Annotated in this window: 12 protein-coding genes; 5 read left to right on the top strand and 7 right to left on the bottom strand. The window is 69.3% G+C overall.

All coding sequences use genetic code 11. From position 1 onward, the window contains the following. The first annotated feature begins 6 nt into the window (after positions 1-6). A complete protein-coding gene (locus ACZ45O_RS10195; protein ID WP_464852738.1) occupies positions 7-972 on the top strand; it encodes an NAD(P)/FAD-dependent oxidoreductase in 966 nt (321 codons plus the stop codon). Between the two features lie 407 nt (positions 973-1,379). On the opposite strand, the gene ACZ45O_RS10190 is transcribed toward ACZ45O_RS10195, so the two are convergent. Beyond that, positions 1,380-2,333, bottom strand: a complete 954-nt coding sequence (locus ACZ45O_RS10190; protein ID WP_464852737.1) for a COX15/CtaA family protein — start codon at positions 2,331-2,333, stop codon at positions 1,380-1,382. Between the two features lie 110 nt (positions 2,334-2,443). Between ACZ45O_RS10190 and ACZ45O_RS10185 the strand changes: the two genes are divergently transcribed. Next, positions 2,444-3,025: a GNAT family N-acetyltransferase gene (locus ACZ45O_RS10185; RefSeq protein ID WP_464852736.1), complete on the top strand. Its 582-nt coding sequence runs from the start codon at positions 2,444-2,446 to the stop codon at positions 3,023-3,025. Positions 3,026-3,140: 115 nt separating this feature from the next. Next, the gene (locus tag ACZ45O_RS10180; protein WP_464852735.1) at positions 3,141-6,011 is read left to right on the top strand and encodes a heavy metal translocating P-type ATPase; all 2,871 of its coding nucleotides are present in this window, start codon (positions 3,141-3,143) and stop codon (positions 6,009-6,011) included. Between the two features lie 74 nt (positions 6,012-6,085). Here ACZ45O_RS10180 and ACZ45O_RS10175 read toward each other — a convergent pair whose 3' ends face one another. From ACZ45O_RS10175 to ACZ45O_RS10150, 6 genes are all read right to left on the bottom strand, one after another. Beyond that, positions 6,086-7,552 (bottom strand): hypothetical protein, encoded by a 1,467-nt coding sequence (locus tag ACZ45O_RS10175; protein WP_464852734.1) that lies wholly within the window; start codon positions 7,550-7,552, stop codon positions 6,086-6,088. Continuing rightward, positions 7,542-8,153 (bottom strand): RNA polymerase sigma factor, encoded by a 612-nt coding sequence (locus ACZ45O_RS10170; protein WP_464852733.1) that lies wholly within the window; start codon positions 8,151-8,153, stop codon positions 7,542-7,544. Before ACZ45O_RS10170 ends, ACZ45O_RS10175 begins: the two co-directional genes overlap by 11 nt. A 151-nt stretch (positions 8,154-8,304) precedes the next feature. Beyond that, complete coding sequence (locus ACZ45O_RS10165) at positions 8,305-10,959, bottom strand: cation-translocating P-type ATPase (protein ID WP_464852731.1); 2,655 nt, start codon at positions 10,957-10,959, stop codon at positions 8,305-8,307. A gap of 159 nt (positions 10,960-11,118) precedes the next feature. Then, the gene (locus tag ACZ45O_RS10160; protein WP_464852729.1) at positions 11,119-12,633 is read right to left on the bottom strand and encodes a DUF4153 domain-containing protein; all 1,515 of its coding nucleotides are present in this window, start codon (positions 12,631-12,633) and stop codon (positions 11,119-11,121) included. Positions 12,634-12,649: 16 nt separating this feature from the next. Then, positions 12,650-13,201, bottom strand: coding sequence for a hypothetical protein (locus tag ACZ45O_RS10155; RefSeq protein ID WP_464852727.1), 552 nt, complete (start codon positions 13,199-13,201; stop codon positions 12,650-12,652). After that, the gene (locus ACZ45O_RS10150) at positions 13,143-14,099 is read right to left on the bottom strand and encodes an ArsR/SmtB family transcription factor (protein WP_464852726.1); all 957 of its coding nucleotides are present in this window, start codon (positions 14,097-14,099) and stop codon (positions 13,143-13,145) included. The genes ACZ45O_RS10155 and ACZ45O_RS10150 overlap by 59 nt, the downstream gene beginning before the upstream one ends. A 201-nt stretch (positions 14,100-14,300) precedes the next feature. Between ACZ45O_RS10150 and ACZ45O_RS10145 the strand changes: the two genes are divergently transcribed. Both ACZ45O_RS10145 and ACZ45O_RS10140 read left to right on the top strand, forming a co-directional pair. After that, positions 14,301-15,188 (top strand): ABC transporter ATP-binding protein, encoded by an 888-nt coding sequence (locus ACZ45O_RS10145; protein WP_464852724.1) that lies wholly within the window; start codon positions 14,301-14,303, stop codon positions 15,186-15,188. Then, positions 15,181-16,404, top strand: a complete 1,224-nt coding sequence (locus tag ACZ45O_RS10140) for an ABC transporter permease (RefSeq protein WP_464852722.1) — start codon at positions 15,181-15,183, stop codon at positions 16,402-16,404. The genes ACZ45O_RS10145 and ACZ45O_RS10140 overlap by 8 nt, the downstream gene beginning before the upstream one ends. Positions 16,405-16,745: the final 341 nt, after the last annotated feature.

The following is a 16,745-nucleotide window of genomic DNA, read 5'->3' as shown; positions in this document are numbered from 1 at the left end:
GCAGACATGGCAGCGATTATGGGCAGCACGCAGACTGAGCAAGTGTACGACCTCCTGATCATCGGCGGGGGGCCCGCGGGCGCGACGGCGGCGCTCTACGGGGCGCGGGCGGACCTGAAGACCCTCGTCATCGATAAGAGCCTGGGCGCCGGCGCGCTGGGGATGACGCAGAAGGTGGACAACTATCCGGGCATGCCGAACGCGACGGGGCCCGAGATCGTCCGGACCATTCGCAGGCAGGCGGAGTCATTCGGGGCCGAGTTCGTGCAGGACCAGGTGATCGGCGCCAGCCTCGACGGCGAGGTGAAGGAGGTCTACACCGGCAACGGCACCTACAGGGGCCGGGCGGTGATCCTGGCCACCGGCGCCATGGGCCGCTCGAATTACGTGCCCGGCGAGGAGCGGCTGGTGGGGCGGGGCGTGAGCTACTGCGCCACGTGTGACGCCGCCTTCTTCCGGGACCAGCCCGTGGCCGTTGTGGGCAGCGGCGAGGAGGCGGTGGAGGAGTCGCTCTACCTGAGCAGCTTCGCCTCGCAGGTCATCCTGGTCCATACGGGCAGGCAGCCCAAGGCGTCACCGCACCTCATGGAAGAGCTGGAGAAGAACCCGAAGATCGAGCGGGTCTCTGGCCGGCTCTTGGAGGTGCTGGGCGAGCAGAAGGTGGAGGGCATCAGGATCACCGGGCCCGAGGGGGAGCGGGTGATCGAGGTGCCGGGCGTCTTCATCTTCATGCAGGGCAACAAGCCGGTGACGGACTACCTGATGGGCACCGTGCCCACCAACGAGGACGGCACCGTGATCGTCGACCGCCGGACCTACGAGACCCGGGTGCCGATGGTCTTCGCCGTCGGCGACCTGCTGGGCGGCGAGGTGAAGCAGGCGGTGATCGCCGCGGCCGACGGCGCCCTGGCGGCGGTGCAGGCGGAGAAGCGGCTGCGGGGGCGCAAGCAGGCCCGCAGCGACTGGAAGTGACGGTGGCAGCCCACCCGGAGGAACCCGGGTGGGCTTACTGCATGAAGGGGGAGTTATGCTGCCTTTCCCACCGGTGCACCTCCGCCGGGGTCGGGGGGAAGAGGGCGCAGGCGAGGAGGCCAAGGATAATCAGAAGCGCCATGGTCCGGTCCTCCTTCCGGGTCGCTCCGTTGCCTTACGGTTTCAGCGTACCCGGAAAGGGCGGCGGCGAAATCGGTTCGCGGGGAAGTCTTGGGGGCCGCCTTTGGGGAATGGCACAGGTCGACCCCGGGGGTGATGCCGGATCGGCCGCGGGCGGTATACGGGGCGTTCTTGCGGACGCTTCAGGGGTCGGCCTTCCGGTCGACCGACTCGTACGGGAGGACGATGCGGCGGGCAGGGGCTTTGCTTTCCGCGGCCGGAGCCGCTCACGCGCTCACGGCCACGGCCTCCCTTTCCTCCGGCAGCGTCAGGTAGCAGAGGTAGCTGAGCACGCCCCAGAAGCCGGCGATCACGCCGGTGTGCAGGAGTTGCGTCAGCAGGTTGAGGTAACCCAGGGGGAAGAGGGCGCCGCTGGCCACCTGGGCCAGCATCAGCACCAGGGCCCACGCAGCGCCGCGCCGCAGGTCGGGGCGATCGGCCGCCTGCCGGGCGGTCCACCACAGTCGCACGATCAGGATTACGGCCAGAGCGGCGCCGAGGCGGTGCGCGAAGTTCGCCCCCACCGGGCCGTAGAGCGTCGGGATCAGCTCGCCGTTGCACAGCGGCCAGCCCGTGCAGGCCAGGGAGGCACCGAGATGGCGCACGTAGGCGCCCAGGTAGATGACGAGGTAGGTGTAGACGGCCAGGCCCCAGATCTGCGCGCGCAGACCCGGGGCAGCCGGCAGGGGAGCGCCGCCGGCTGAGAGCCCCGACGGGCCGGAGACAGGGCCAGGCGCCGGCCGGGCGGCCTCGTCGAGCCGCCCGAGCGCCACCGTCACCAACAGGGCGAAGGTGAAGCAGAGCAGCGAGAAGCCGAAGTGGAGGGCCATCACCAGGTCAGGCTGCGGCCACAGGACCGCGGCCGCGCCCAGCGCCCCCTGCAGGACGACGAAAAAGAAGGTGCCGAACGCGAGACGCTTCAGGCGGAGTTGGGCCGGCAGGGCCCGGAAGATCCAGACCAGCACGATCACCGAGAGCAGCCCGGCCAGGGCGGAGACGACCCGGTGGCCGAACTCGACGATGGCGGCGTAGTCCCACTCGGGCATGAAGGTCCCCTTGCACAGGGGCCAGGAGGCCCCGCAGCCGTCGCCGGAATCGCTGGACGTCACCCACGCGCCCCAGAGCACCGCCAGGAGCATCACCACCGCATTGGCCAGCGAAACCGCGCGCAGCGCCTTCATCGTGCAATTCCTCCATAACACATAATTCTGGATAATAGTTCAACGGAGGGTGACCATTCCCTTTCCCAGTTCCCGCGATTTGACGCACGCGCGAGAGGAGGACGCACACTGTGCCGCACGAGATCCGCTTCCGCCGACTGACGGAGGACGACCTGGATCTGATGCACCGCTGGCTCAACACCCCCCACGTGATGCGCTGGTACAGCCCCGGCGGACGCACGCGGGCGAGGGTGGCGGAGGAATACCTTCCCTACATCCGCGGGGAGAAGCCCACCGAACCCTACCTGATCATGTGCGGGGATACCCCCATCGGGTACATCCAGACCTACCGGATCAACGACTGGCCAGACTACGCGCGCCACATCGGCGTCGACGACGATACCGCCGGCGTGGACCTGTTCATCGGCGAGCCGGAGCTGATCGGCCGGGGGCTGGGGCCGGCCGCCATCCGCGCCTTCATGCGGCAGGTGGTCTTCGGCTCGTTCGGCGCGCGGGAGTGCGTGATCGGTCCGGAGGTGGCCAACGGGGCGGCCATCCGTGCGTACGAAAAGGCCGGGTTCCGCTTCTGGAAGGAGGCCATGGTTCCGGGGGAGCCTACGCCTGAGTACCTGATGCGCCTGACGCCGGATGACCTGCTGGAAGGCGATGCCCGGACCGGGCGAGCAGACGCCAAACGCGATCTGGACCCTTGACGAAGCGGTCGTTCCCGCACTACGATAGAAGGAGAAACCCATACCCCGTAGGGGTACTCATTGCGAGCGCTCCGACGGGATACGATACAGCTCAACTCGTCTGGAGGGCACGACTATGAGCGAAGCCATGAACATCGCAGAGGGCGCTGAGTCCCGAACCGGCGTCAAGCTGGAGTTCGGCGTGACGGGCATGACCTGCGCCGCCTGCTCCAGCCGCGTCCAGCGCCGGTTGGGGAAGGCGGAGGGCGTGCAGGAGGCCAACGTCAACCTGACCACCGAGAAGGCCACGGTCTACTACGACCCCGCCGTCGTCACCCCCGACAAGCTCTTTGACTTGGTGACGGACCTGGGCTACGGGGTGGTGAAGGATAAGTTCACCTTTGATATCTCGGGCATGACCTGCGCGGCGTGCTCGACGAAGATCGAGCGGAAGCTGGCCAGGGTCCCCGGCGTGCTCCAGGCCAGCGTCAACCTGAGCAGCGAAAAGGCGACGGTGGAGGCCACCGGCGTGCAGGCGGAGGACCTGATCCGCCTGATCAAGGACCTGGGCTACGATGCCCGGCTGGCCGCCGACGCAGCCGACGCCGACCGGGAGCGGCGGCAGAAGGAGATGCGGAAGCAGATCGCCCTCCTGATCTTCTCGGCGGTCCTCACGCTGCCGCTCTTCATCGCCAACATGATCCTGATGCCGCTGCGCATCGACCACCCCATCCTGATGAACAAGTGGTTCCAGTTCGTCCTGGCGACCATCATCCAGGTGGTGGTCGGCTGGCGCTTCTATCGCGGCGCCTGGCTGAACCTGCGCCATGGCTCGGCCAACATGGACGTGCTGGTGGCCCTGGGCACCACGGCGGCCTACGTGTACTCCGTCGCCCTCTCCTTCTTCCTGGGCGGCGAGAACTACTACGAGTCCAGCGCGACGATCCTGACCCTGATCCTGCTGGGCAAGACCTTCGAGGCCATCGCCAAGGGGCGGACGTCCGATGCGATCCGCAAGCTCCTCTCGCTGCAGGCCCGGACCGCGCGGGTGGTCCGCGACGGCGTGGAGCGCAACGTACCCATCGAGGACGTGCTGGTGGGCGACACCATCATCGTCCGCCCGGGCGAGAAGATCCCGGTGGATGGGGTGGTCCTCTCCGGCGAGTCGGCCGTGGACGAGTCGATGCTGACCGGCGAGCCGATCCCGGTGGACAAGAAGCCGGGCGACACCGTCACCGGCGCCACCCTGAACAAGAACGGCTCGCTCACGATGCGTGCGACCCGGGTGGGCAAGGACACCGTGCTTGCGCAGATCGTGAAGATGGTGGAGGACGCCCAGGGCTCCAAGGCGCCCATTCAGAAGCTGGCGGACCAGATCTCGGGCATCTTCGTGCCCGTGGTGGTCGGCATTGCCGCCGTCACCCTGGTGGCGTGGGGGCTCATCGCCGGCGACTGGAACAGCGCCCTGCACGCGGCCATCTCCGTGCTGGTCATCGCCTGCCCGTGCGCCCTCGGCCTGGCCACGCCGACAGCGGTGATGGTGGGCACCGGCAAGGGGGCGGAGGTGGGCATCCTCTTCAAGGGCGGCGAGCACCTGGAGCGGGCCCACAAGGTGGACGTGGTGGTGCTGGACAAGACCGGCACCATCACCTGGGGCCGGCCCGAGCTGACGGACGTCATCCCGCTGACCGCCATGGCCGAGGAGGGCGCGGTGGAGGAGGCCGCGGCGGAGGAGCTCCTCGCCCTGGTGGCCGCGGCGGAGTCCCGGTCGGAGCACCCGCTGGGCCAGGCCATCGTGTCGGGCGCGAAGGAGCGGGACATCGCCCTGCCCGAGGTGGAGTCCTTTGAGGCCATCCCCGGCGCCGGCCTGGTGGCCCGGGTGGCCGGGCGTGAGGTGCTGGTGGGCACCCGGCGGCTGATGGCCGAGCGTGGGATCGACACGGCGCAGGCGGAGGAGCGGATGGCGGCGCTGGAGGCGATGGGCAAGACCGCCATGCTCGTAGCGGTGGACGGCGCCCTGGCCGGGATCATCGCCGTGGCGGACACGGTGAAGCCCACGTCGGCGGAGGCCATCGCCGAGCTGCACGAACTGGGGCTGGAGGTCGTGATGATCACCGGCGACAACCGGCGGACGGCGGGGGCCATCGGCCGGCAGGTCGGGGTGGACCGGGTCCTGGCCGAGGTGCTGCCCGGGGACAAGGCGCAGCACGTGGAGCAGCTGAAGGAGGGCGGGCGGAAGGTCGTCGCGATGGTGGGCGACGGCATCAACGACGCGCCGGCCCTGGCCACCGCCGATCTGGGGATCGCCATCGGCACTGGCACCGATGTGGCCATTGAGACCGCCTCGGTTACACTGATGAACGGCGACCTCAAGGGCATCGCCCAGGCCCTGCGGCTGAGCCGGCAGACGATGCGGACCATCAAGGAGAACCTGTTCTGGGCGTTCATCTACAACGTGATCGGCATCCCCATGGCGGCCTTCGGGCTGCTGAACCCGATGATCGCAGGCGGGGCGATGGCCTTCTCGTCGGTCTCGGTGGTCTCCAACTCGCTGCTGCTGAAGCGGTACAACCCCCGCAGCCGCGGCGGCATCCGGGGCGACGCCCTGGTGAAGGCGGCCGCGGCCGGGGTCATGGCCTTTGCCATCTGGCTGGCCTTCTTCTACACCCAGCCCTTCAACACGGTGCGGTACGACCTCACCATCCGGGAGATGGAACTGCCGGTGGAGCTGACGGTGAAGGCGGGCCAGCAGGTGCGGGTTTCGCTCACCAACGAGCATCCGGACGTGATCCACAACTTCACCATTCAGGAGGTGCCGCACCGGTTCCTGAAGATGGTGCGCTTCGACCCTGAGCTGCACATGCACGGGGCCGGCGCGGATGTGGCGATCTACGTCTCGCCGGGCCGCACGGCGGTCGTGGAGTTCACCCCGACCGTGCCGGGGCGCTACGCGATCGGCGATCCGGGCAAGTTCGGGGTGAGGGGCTGGCTCGTGGTGGAGGAGTGATGCGCTGTTACTTCACCACGGAGCCCCCATACGTGCGAGGCAGGGTGCCGCCAGTTGGGCGGCACCCTGCCTCTCTACTCCGCATCAGACCGGCCGGCCGGCACCGGCAACTCCACCTGCCATTCGCCGTGCACGCGGTACCCCGGGTCAGCGAAGACGATCACCAGGTTCCGCCGCGGCGCGCTGCGGAAGTCGACCTCCATGCTCGTGAACTGGCCGTTTTCCCCATGGGCGCTCCAGGCGCGCGGTCCACCGAACATGCGGTGACGGATCCCCACTTTCTGAAGGAGGACGCCGCCCTCCTCCGGCCCGAGGTCCAGAGTGAAGCCGAAGGTGTCGGCATCGATCCGGGTTACCGTCTCGACGGTGAAGCGGTGGCTGCCGATCTGCAGTTCCTCGTTCAGCCGGAGCGGCTTTCCTTCGGCGAGTTGCTCCAGGGGTACGGTGAGTCGGGCTTCGGCGGTGTAATCCGCCAGTATCAGGTAGGGAACCGTGAGCGTCAGCTGTCGGGCGTCCGGCGCCAGCGGCCCCTGGAAGACGGCGCGCCTCCAGGGCCCCGAGCGGTCGGCCTCATCGATAATGAGGGGATAGGTGTGCCCCTGGTCGTCGATGAGGACGGGCTCCACGAAGCCGTGCGGCTCGATCCAGTCACGGTAGTCGATGACCCGGGTGCCGTCAGGCAGTCGGGTGTCAAGGGAGACGACGATGCGATCATCCACCGCCGTCCAGTACGGCACGCCGACCTGCACACCCAGCCGCTCCTCCGACCAGTTTCCGGGGTGTGCCCCGGCCAGCCCGGCCTCTTCCGCGTTGACCAGGGTGACGGGAATCTCCACCGGTTCGGCGACCCCGGAGAGGTAAGGCAACACCAGGGTGACCTCGCTGGTTCCGGGCGGCAGCGGACCGAAGTTGTACTGGCCGACCATGTCCCGCGTGCCCCCGGCCAGGGAACCGCCCCACCTCCGGATCACGGTTCCATCCGGAAGACGTAGTTCAGGAAACGCACTCTCGCGGGCAGACGCGAACTCGACCTTGTCGAGGGGCTCATCTGCGGGCCAGTCCACGCGGTACCGCACCTGCGTCCCGTCGAGGTTGCTGATGGCACCGGTTACGGTCACCCGCACGCCGTCCTGCTCCACCGACACGGGCTCGGGCAGGATCCACGTCTCGCCGTCGGTCTCGGTCAACCCGATGCCCGGCACGAGGCGCACCAGCCGCTGGATGGCGGCCAGGGCCCCTTCGGGGTTGCTCAGCACCACCGTTCCGCCCACCAGCAGGAGAGCCGCGGCGGCAGCGGCCAGCCAGCGGCGGGGCCGACGGTCGGGCCGGCGGCTGGGCAGCGCAGGGGTCGCCGCAGCCGGGGCAGCGGCCGCAGCGGCCGGCGCAAGCCCTGCCTTCTCACGCGCCCGGCTGCGGATGCGCTCGAGCGTGTCAGCCGGGAGCGGCGGTGCGTCCGCCACCAGGGGGGCGAGGTCGTCGGCCTTCAGCCCGGTCTCTGCCAGAAACGCCTGCTCATCCGGCGTGAACTGCCTATCGGTCATGGGTGCGCACCTCGCTTTCGTCGCTCAGCAGCCGCCTGAGGTTCTGCCTGGCCCGCCAGAGGCGGGTGTCCAGAGCGCCGCGGCTGAGGCCCAGATCCCGGGCCATTTCGGCCACGGATTCTTCGAAGAAATACCGACGGATCAGCAACTCCCGCTCCGCCGGCGGCAGGCGGCGCAGGGCGGCGTGCACGGCGGCCCGCTGCTCCTGGGCCAGCACCGCCGCATCGCTGGGCGGGGCGGTTGCCTCCGGCGCTGTCGCTTCAGGCGCGGCGGTGAGGGGGATGACCTTCGCCCGGCCCATATCGTCCAGGGTGCGACGGCGCAGCGACCGGCGCCGGTCCAGCGCGGCGTATTTGGCGAGCATCAGGACCCAGTTGGCGAGGGTGGACCGCTCCGGATCGAACTCGGCGGCCCGCTCCCAGGCGGCAGCCAGGGCGTCGCTGACCACCTCTTCCACGTCCTGCGCAGTTCCCAGCCCGCCCAGGGCCAGCTCCGCCAGCCGGTAGAGTTTGTGCGCGAGTCCGTCTGCCAAGGCATCCAGCCCGGTCGGATCCCGGGCCAGGAGCTGCCTGTGTATCGTCTGCTCATCCCACTCCGGCATGGGCACCCTCCTTCAGATGGCCTCACGGTCCAAGATGGCCGTGTTGCGTTCTTCACCTGGTACTACGTCGTCAGGTTGGCATTTCTCACGGGAATCTCCTGCGCAACAACAAGAAACCCCGGGCCCGCACCGGGCCCGGGGCTCAGCAGCCTTACTTCTTCCGGCGGGCGAGGATCGCCTTCACCGGCTCCATCAGCAAGGTCGGGAGGAACGACAGGACCAGGATCGTCAGCCAGCCCTGCAGGCTGATGGGCGTCACCTTGAACAGCGGCTGCAGGAAGGGCACGGTCATGACCCCGATCATCAGGATCAGGCCCACCGCGGTGGCTACCCAGGCCACCCGGTTGCGGAAGAGGCCGATGCTCCACGGGGCCTTGGTGATGCTCCGGCAGCTGTGGGCCCACCAGAGCTCGCCGATCGCCAGCGTGGCAAAGGCGTAGGTGGAGCCCATCGCGACCGGGTTGGCGGACCCGGCCCGCATGCCCAGGAACAGGGCGGACAGCACCGCGATGGTCAGGAGGACCGACTGGATGCTCATCAGGGTGATGAGGTGGGAGGTCAGCACCGGCTCCGCGGGATCGCGGGGCTTCTGCCTCATAATTCCGGGCTCGGCGGGCTCGATGCCCAGGGCGATGGCCGGCAGCGAGTCGGTGACCAGGTTGATCCAGAGCAGGTGGATCGGCTGCAGCGGCACCGGCCAGTCGGCCAGCATGGCCACGGTCATGATCAGCAGCTCGGCGACGTTGGCCGAGAGCAGGAAGAAGGTCGCCTTCTGGATGTTGGCGTAGATGGTGCGCCCCTCTTCCACGGCCGAGACGATGGTGGCGAAGTTGTCGTCCATCAGGACCATGTCGGAGGCGCCGCGGGCCACGCCGGTGCCCACCACGCCCATGGCGACGCCGATGTCGGCCCGCTTCAGGGCCGGGGCGTCGTTGACGCCGTCGCCGGTCATGGCCACCACGTGGCCCTGCCGCCGAAGCGCCTCGACGATGCGCAGCTTGTGCTCCGGCGAGACCCGGGCGTACACCGGCACCTCGAGCACGGCCTTTTCCAGGGCGGCGTCGTCCATCTCCTCCAGTTCAGGACCGCTGAGGACCCGGCTGCTGTCGTCCGCGATGTTCACCTGCCTGGCGATGGCCAGGGCGGTGGTGGCGTGGTCGCCGGTGATCATCATCGTGCGGATGCCGGCCTCCTGCGCCTCCAGCACCGCGTCGGCGCTCTCGGGGCGCGGCGGGTCGGTCATGCCGATCAGGCCGATCAGCTCCAGGTTCTCCTCCAGGGACGCGGGGTCCTCGGGAAGCTCGGTCTGCGGGGCCGTGAACGCCACCGCCAGGACCCGGATGCCCTCCTCGGCCATCGCCCGGTTGGCCTCCTCGACCGCACGGCGGCGCTCGGGAGTCAGCTCTGCGGTGCCTTCCGCCGTGCGGATGCGCGCGCAGCGGGCGAGCACCACGTCCGGCCCGCCCTTGACGATGCCGGTGTAGCCCTCGTCAGGCTCTCCGAGCGCGTGGAAGGTGGTCATCCGCTTCCGGGCCGACGAGAAGGGCACCTCCGCGACCCGCGGGTGCGCCGCCTCCAGCTCCCGCTTGTCGAGCCCGGCCTTCGCCGCGCCCAGGACCAGGGCGGTCTCCGTGGGGTCGCCGATGGACCGGTACTCGCCGTTCTCCTCGGAGAGGCTCGCGTCGGTGCAGAGCGCGCCTGCGGCCAGCAGCAGGCCGGCGCGGCTCTCCAGGGGATGGGGCCGATCCGGCTCCACCCACTCGTCAGGCAGCCAGAGCCGGGTGACGGTCATCTTGTTCTGCGTGAGCGTACCGGTCTTGTCGGAGCAGATGAAGGTGGCGGAGCCCAGGGTCTCCACGGCCGAGAGCCGCCGGATGACGGCGTTGCGCTTGGCCATGCGCTGCATGCCCAGGGCGAGCACGATGGTGGTGACCGCCGGCAGCCCCTCCGGAATCGTGGCCACTGCCAGGGAGACCGCGACCATCAGCACCTCCAGCCAGGGCATGCCCCGCCACAGGCCGAGGGCGCCGAGCAGCACGACGATGACCAGCATCGCGGCGCCGAGCAGCCGGGCGAAGTGCGAGAGCCGCTTCTGCAGGGGGGTCGCCTCTTCGGTCTCCTCCTGCAGCTTGCCGGCGATGCGGCCCACCTCGGTGTTCATGCCGGTGCTGACGACCACGCCCTCGCCGTGGCCGTAGGTGACCGCCGTCGACATGAAGGCCATGTTCATCCGGTCGCCCAGCGGGGCGTTGGCCTCCGGGGTCTTGGACGCGTCCTTGTCCACCGGCACCGATTCCCCGGTCAGCAGCGACTCGTCGATCTGCAGCATGACCGACCGGGTGAGGCGCAGGTCGGCGGGCACGGGGTCGCCGGCCTCCAGGATCACGACGTCGCCCGGCACCAGCTCCCGGGTGTCGATCTCCATGACACGGCCCTCCCGCCGCACCTTGCAGTGGGGAGCGCTCAGCTCCTTCAGCGCCTCCAGGGCCTGGTCGGCCTTGAACTCCTGTATGAGGCCGAGCACGGCGTTGAGGATGACGATGGCGAGAATGGCGCCGCCGTCCAGAAACTCCCTCAGGAGCAGGGCGAGAAGCGCCGCCACGAGGAGGATGATGACCAGAGGATCCCGGAACTGATCGATGAATGCAGACAGCATACTGCGCTTCTTCTCTTCGGCCAGCTGGTTCGGGCCGTGCCGGGCGAGCCGCTCTGCGGCCTCTGCCGCAGTCAGGCCCTGCGCGGGAACGACCTTCAACTGTTCGATCACTTCAGCAGTTGCAAGTGTGTGCCAGTCGGTTCGTTCCATCATTCCGCCTCCTCTGTTGCAGGGACTGCAGGGATGTTTCCGCCAATAGGGCCCTCCGGGTTGCAATTTCAATTGTAGAGTCGTCGGTGCCGGGCAAAGGTTCGCGCACAGGGGAAAATAGATAGAATGGGGCGCCCGGCGGCGCCCCCTTAGTCTCTCCTATTTAGTTCCCAGCGCTGACATGGTCTGTTCTGCCCGCGCCCGCCCCCAGTTCCAGGCCCGCCAGTCGGCCGACGGCGGCCGGTCGAACCGCTCGCGCAGGCTCTCGGCCAGTTCGTCCCGTGCCGGGCCGGGAAGCCGGTCCAGGGCCGCCGCCAGCGCCGGCAGGGCGTCGGGCCCCAGCGAGGCGGCGTATTCGGCGTCGAACCGGCCGGTGGTGAGGGCCCGCGCCACGTTGGTGCGGACGATGAGGGCATCGGGATTCACGCCGTGCAGGAGGAGCAGCACGGCCAGCCCGCCGGCCAGGGCGCCGACCGCGAAGCGGTCGCGCGCCCCCCGCATGACCGTGGCCAGGAACCAGCCGAAGAGCCAGGCCATCCAGAGCATGAAGGCCGTGCTGTACAACCGCAGCTCGGTCAGGCCGAACTCCAGCACGTAGAGGTACATCCGCTGCGCGGCGGAGGCCATCACGATGAAGAGCAGGCCGACCAGCGGGGTGCCGAGAAGGCGGTAGAGCCGGTGGGCGGTGGGGTCCGCCTCAGGCAGGGCCCAGTGCAGGGCCAGCATGACCGGCAGCACCAGGGCGGTCACCTGCAGCAGTTCGAAGAAGCCGCTGCGGGCATACTCGGCGTAGGTGAGGTCGGCCGTGCCCATGACCAGCTCCGCGCCGCCGAACAGATACCGCACCTGCACCAGCACGAAGGCCAGGAAGAGCAGGTTGAGCAGGCCCAGCACCACGCCGGTCTCGATCGGGCCCAGGGCGAATCCGCCGCCGGCGCTGGATTCGGGGCCGGCGGCGTCTCGGGGCGACCCGCCGGGACGGTTCAACCGGGGCAGCCCTTCGGGCTCGCGGATCAGCACGGTGCGCAGGAAGCCCGCGGCCAGGAACCCGAAGAACAGGGTGCCGAAAACCCGGCCGATCCACTCGGTGAACTCCCAGACGAAGATCCGGCCCAGCAGCTCCGCGAACACGGCGTCGGCAGCGGCCAGCAGGCTGCCGAAGAGCAGCAGCAGGGGGATGGCGATGATGAGCCCGCGCGCTGCTGCGGCGGCGTGGAGGGTGCCGGCGGCCCGGGAAAGCTCCTTCCACTCGACGTCGGCGAAGAGCAGGCTGAACGGGCCAATCGCATGGTGCGCTCCGGAGACGGCCAGCCCCAGGGGATAGCTGAGAACCCCGGCCCGGCTGATGCTGCCCTTGCGCAGGGTGAGGGCGGCCAGCCCCAGGCAGAGGCCGATGGCGAGGATGTCGAGGAACTGGAGGAGCGGCGAGGCCCGCCAGGCGAGGCAGGCGGCGAACACCACCGCGCCGGCCAGCAGCCAGCGCCCCTCGCCCTGCAAGGCCCCTTCCTCCTGCAGCCGGCGGGCCAGGGCCACCGTGGCCGCCGCGAGCGCCGCCACCCACAGGAAGGCGCCGAGGCCGAAATATGCAGCGCGCAGGATGAGCACATCGCCTAGAATCCCGATCACCAGGGACGCGCCCAGCGCGGCGAGGGCCAGGCGGCTTTCAGGCTTCACGGGCGACACTCCCCCCTCACTGCGCGGCGAGCCGCGGGCGGAGCTGGAGCCGCCGGGGCGCGTCGGGCAGGTCGGCGAGGCCAGGCGTCTCACGGGCCACCGCCACGAGGGCCATCCCGGACAGCCACTCGTCCTCCACCAGCCGCACGGCGCGCGCCGCCTCGTCGTGGCTCATATAGTAGAAGGGCTCCTCCCAGAGCAGGAGCCGGGGCTCCGGCAGCAGGGCCACCGCCAGGTCCGCGAGGGCCCGGGTTCCGTGGGTGAGGGAGGCCACCTCCCGCTGGAGCACCCCGTCCAGCCCCAGCGCGCGGGTCAGGTGGCGCAGCCGGCGCTGGTAGACGTCCGGGCGGAGCCGGCAGAGGTGGGCCTGCCACCGGAACGAGGCCTCGAGGGTGAACTCCCACCAGAGGTCGTGCCGCTCGCCGTGAACGTATGCGCCATCCCGCTCCCCGAGGGCGGCGCGGCCTCCCAGCGAGAGGGTGCGGGCGGCCAGGTCCGCCAGGCTGCGGTCACGGCTCCAGGGTTCGCTTGCGGCTCTTGAAGGCCAGATCACCGTCGTCGCGGTCATCGGAATCCCTCCCGAGGTACGCTTTGGCCTGCGCGGCCAGCTGGTCGATGCGCTCCAGGTTGAGGTCGTAGAGGATGAACTTGCCCTCCTGGCCGGCCCGGCCCACCAGCCCGGCCTCGACCAGGAGCCGCAGGTGGCGGGAGACGGTGGACTGGTTGAGCCCGAGGCGCCTGGCCATCTCCTGCGCCGGAAGCCGCTCCTGCGCGATGAGCCGGAGCAGTTTGAAGCGGGTCGGGTCCGCCAGCGCGGAGAAGCCCAGGAGCAGGCTCTCGGGGGCTTCCTCCGGCTGGCTGGCCGCCTCAACGTGCGGGCTGTAGAAGAAGATCTGCGTCCGGTCCAGCCGGTAGAACATCAGGCGGCGGGGGCTGAAGGCGGAGGGGACGAAGAGGATGCGGCTGAGGTCGCCCAGCGGCACCCGCATGCCCTTGCCCCAGTGGAGGATCAGGGCGTCGCCGTCGCCGGCCACGCCGACCCGGTCTGAGAACCGGGAGATGAAGGAGACGGGGTCCACCTGCGCCAGCAGGGCCGCCTCCCGCTGGATCGACTCGGTGAGCAGCCCCACCCGGGCGCCGATCTCCGGCGAGATGGCCTCCCAGTACGCCAGCAGGTCGGCGGCAAGCTCGGGGTCCCGCTCCTCCAGCCGGCGCAGGGCCTCGGGCGTGGGCAGCGGTTCCGTCTCCTCCAGCTCCAGGGCCAGGGCAAAGAGGTCGGTCCGCTGGGCGTGTTCATGCAAACGCTCCAGCAGGCCCGGGGCCATCCGGTCCAGCACCCGCTGCTCCCAGGGAGCGGCGGTGCCGAACCGCTCGGGGTTGTGGATCACCAGGAGGGAGAGCGCCAGGTCCAGCAGGGGCGAATAGCGGAACTGAATCAACTGCCTGAGCCGGTCGTGGTCGGTCAAGCGGTCTCACTCCTTCAATTGCGTTGCCATGCAAATCAAATGTACCATCGCTTGCGTGTGCAGTCAAGTATAGTTTGCACACTCTGGCGCGGGTAGGCGCGGAAACCCACCGGGCTTGAAGGTGAACGAATTGGCTGTCGGGGGCGTCTATACGGTGTTGGATCTTGCGCAGTACGGAGGGGTTATGTGACGCTTCAGGTGATGGACGTTTATAAGTCCTTCGGCCCGGTGAGAGCGGTTCAGGGCGTCAGCTTTGAGGTGCCGGCCGGGCGGGTATGCGGCCTCCTGGGCTCCAACGGCGCGGGCAAGACGACGACCATGCGCATGATCGTGCGCATCTTCCTGCCCGACCGGGGCGAGATTCGCTGGAAGGGCGAGCCGGTGACCGACGCGGTGCGCGCGACGTTCGGCTATCTGCCCGAGGAACGGGGGCTTTACCCCAAGATGCAGGTGCGGGAGCAGCTCATCTACCTCACCCAGCTGAAGGGGCTGGACCGCGCGGAGGCGGCCCGGCAGGTGGATCTCTGGATCGACCGGCTCGAGCTGGGCGAGTACGCCCTGCGCAGGGTGGAGCAGCTCTCCAAGGGCAACCAGCAGAAGGTGCAGTTCGCGGCGGCCGCCGCCAGCCGGCCGGAGCTGTGCATCCTCGACGAGCCGTTTACGGGGCTGGACCCGATGAACACCCTCGTGATGGAGCAGGCCTTCCGCACGCTGGCCCGGGAGGGGACGACCATCCTCTTCTCGTCCCACAACATGGACCAGGTGGAGGCCCTCTGCGATGACGTGGTGCTGATCCACCGGTCCCGGGTAGTCCTCGCCGGCAGCCTGCGGGAAGTGAAACGGGCCGCCCGCCGGCAGACGGTGCGGCTCCGGGTGGAGTCGGGCGACTACGGCTTCCTGCGGGAGTTCCCCGGCATCCGCACCCAGTCGGCCCCGGGCGGCGCCATCGAAATCGCCGTGCCCGACACGCTGGACCCGAACCGGCTGCTTGCCCGGGCGATGGCGGCCGGCACGGTGACCGAGTACTCGCTGGGGGATCCCTCCCTGCGGGAGATCTACATTGAGAAGGTGGGTGGGGCCGATGCGTAACCTCTGGCTGGTCACCCGGCGCGAGTTTCTCAGCCGCATCAAGTCAGGGGCCTTCATCGCCTCCACCCTGATCATGATGATCGTCGTGGTGGCGGCCTCTGCGCTCCCGCTCCTCATGGGCCGCACCAGCGACCCGCTGTCGGTCATGGTGCTGGACCGCACCGGCCAGCTTCTGGCGCCCCTGCAGGAGGCGGTGGCCGCCGCCGAGGGCGGCCGGCAGGTGACGCTGGCGCCCGTCGAGGGCGATGAGCGGGACCTGATCGCCGAGGCCCGCGCGGAGGGCGCGGTCCTCTTGATCATCGACGGCACGTATCCCGATGATGTGCAGGCGCGCCTGCTCTACAACAGCATGGGCGACCTCACCAGTTCATCCCTGGTCACCGATCCCCTCACGCAGCTGGTCCGGGCCGCCCGGCTCGACCAGCGGGGGCTGCCGCCGGAGGTGGCCCTGGAGGTGCTGCAGCCCCTCACCCTGGAAACGCTGCAGCTGAAGTCGGCCGAGGAGGGCACCTCCGACCAGTTCGTCGGCACCCTCTTCCTGGCCATGGGCGCCATCATGTCGGTCTACATGATCAGCATGATCAACAGCCAGTTTGTCTTCCAGGGGGTGCTGGAGGAGAAGGTCTCGCGGGTGGTGGAGGTGATGGCCGCCGCCGTCCGGCCCTCCGAGATGATGCTGGGCAAGATCCTCGGCCTGGGGCTTCTGGGCGTCATCCAGTACGTCGCCATGATGGCCGCCTGGTTGGGCGGGAGCATCCTCACCGTGCAGGCGATGGGCGTGCCGATGGGCGGCATCACGCCGGGGGTCGCGCTCCTGCTTGCGGCCTTCGTGGTGCTCAGCTACGCGATGAACGCCTCGGTGCTGGCGGCCCTGGGCGCCACCATCAGCCGGATGGAGGACAGCCAGACCGTGGTCTCGCCGGTGATGATCCTCATGATGCTGCCGATGTTCCTCATCACGCCTGTGCTGACCGACCCCAACGGAACACTGGCGACGGTGCTCTCCTTTATCCCGATCTGGACGCCCATCGTCATGCTGCTGCGGGTGATGATGGCCGACGTGCCGACCGTGCAGGTGGCCGTCTCGCTGGCGCTGCTCGCGGGCACCACCGCGCTGCTCTGGTGGGCCAGCGGCCGCATTTATCGCGCCGCCCTGCTGAGCTTCGGCACCCGGCCGACCCTGAAGCAGCTCTGGCAATATTTGAGGGCGGGGTAACTCCGCCTTGTCGGCGGACCCCGCCCTGCATCGGATCGCGCCCCGTCAGGGGCGGATCAGCCCTTCCCGCACGGCCCAGCGAGATCGCGCGCTCCGGGCAGACGTCGGCGCAGGCTGTGCAGCGCACCCGGGGCGAGCGGCAGGGCAGGCAGCGGCGGGCATCGATGTGGACGGCCCGTATCTCCGACAGGGCATCAGCCACCTGCTCCAGGGTGATCATCGACCGTTCACCCCTCCCGCTTTGTGTCTGCATTCACAATACCGGAACCTTCCGGGCGACGAAGTTACCCGATCGGGCGGATTTGCCCCGGCGGCCGCGGCGCCGCCGAGCTACCCGATCG

Source organism: Symbiobacterium turbinis (assembly GCF_055383075.1).
Note: the sequence above shows the minus strand (reverse complement) of the source record. Positions and strands in the feature narration are given on the sequence as shown.

What these genes read in the sequence shown, in the direction of transcription:
- ACZ45O_RS10155 (WP_464852727.1), bottom strand. Translation starts at nt 13,201, where the DNA reads ATGACCGCGACGACGGTGATCTGGCCTTCAAGAGCCGCAAGCGAACCC.
- ACZ45O_RS10140 (WP_464852722.1), top strand. Translation starts at nt 15,181, where the DNA reads ATGCGTAACCTCTGGCTGGTCACCCGGCGCGAGTTTCTCAGCCGCATC.
- ACZ45O_RS10195 (WP_464852738.1), top strand. Translation starts at nt 7, where the DNA reads ATGGCAGCGATTATGGGCAGCACGCAGACTGAGCAAGTGTACGACCTC.
- ACZ45O_RS10145 (WP_464852724.1), top strand. Translation starts at nt 14,301, where the DNA reads ATGGACGTTTATAAGTCCTTCGGCCCGGTGAGAGCGGTTCAGGGCGTC.
- ACZ45O_RS10190 (WP_464852737.1), bottom strand. Translation starts at nt 2,333, where the DNA reads ATGAAGGCGCTGCGCGCGGTTTCGCTGGCCAATGCGGTGGTGATGCTC.
- ACZ45O_RS10180 (WP_464852735.1), top strand. Translation starts at nt 3,141, where the DNA reads ATGAGCGAAGCCATGAACATCGCAGAGGGCGCTGAGTCCCGAACCGGC.
- ACZ45O_RS10165 (WP_464852731.1), bottom strand. Translation starts at nt 10,959, where the DNA reads ATGGAACGAACCGACTGGCACACACTTGCAACTGCTGAAGTGATCGAA.
- ACZ45O_RS10175 (WP_464852734.1), bottom strand. Translation starts at nt 7,552, where the DNA reads ATGACCGATAGGCAGTTCACGCCGGATGAGCAGGCGTTTCTGGCAGAG.
- ACZ45O_RS10170 (WP_464852733.1), bottom strand. Translation starts at nt 8,153, where the DNA reads ATGCCGGAGTGGGATGAGCAGACGATACACAGGCAGCTCCTGGCCCGG.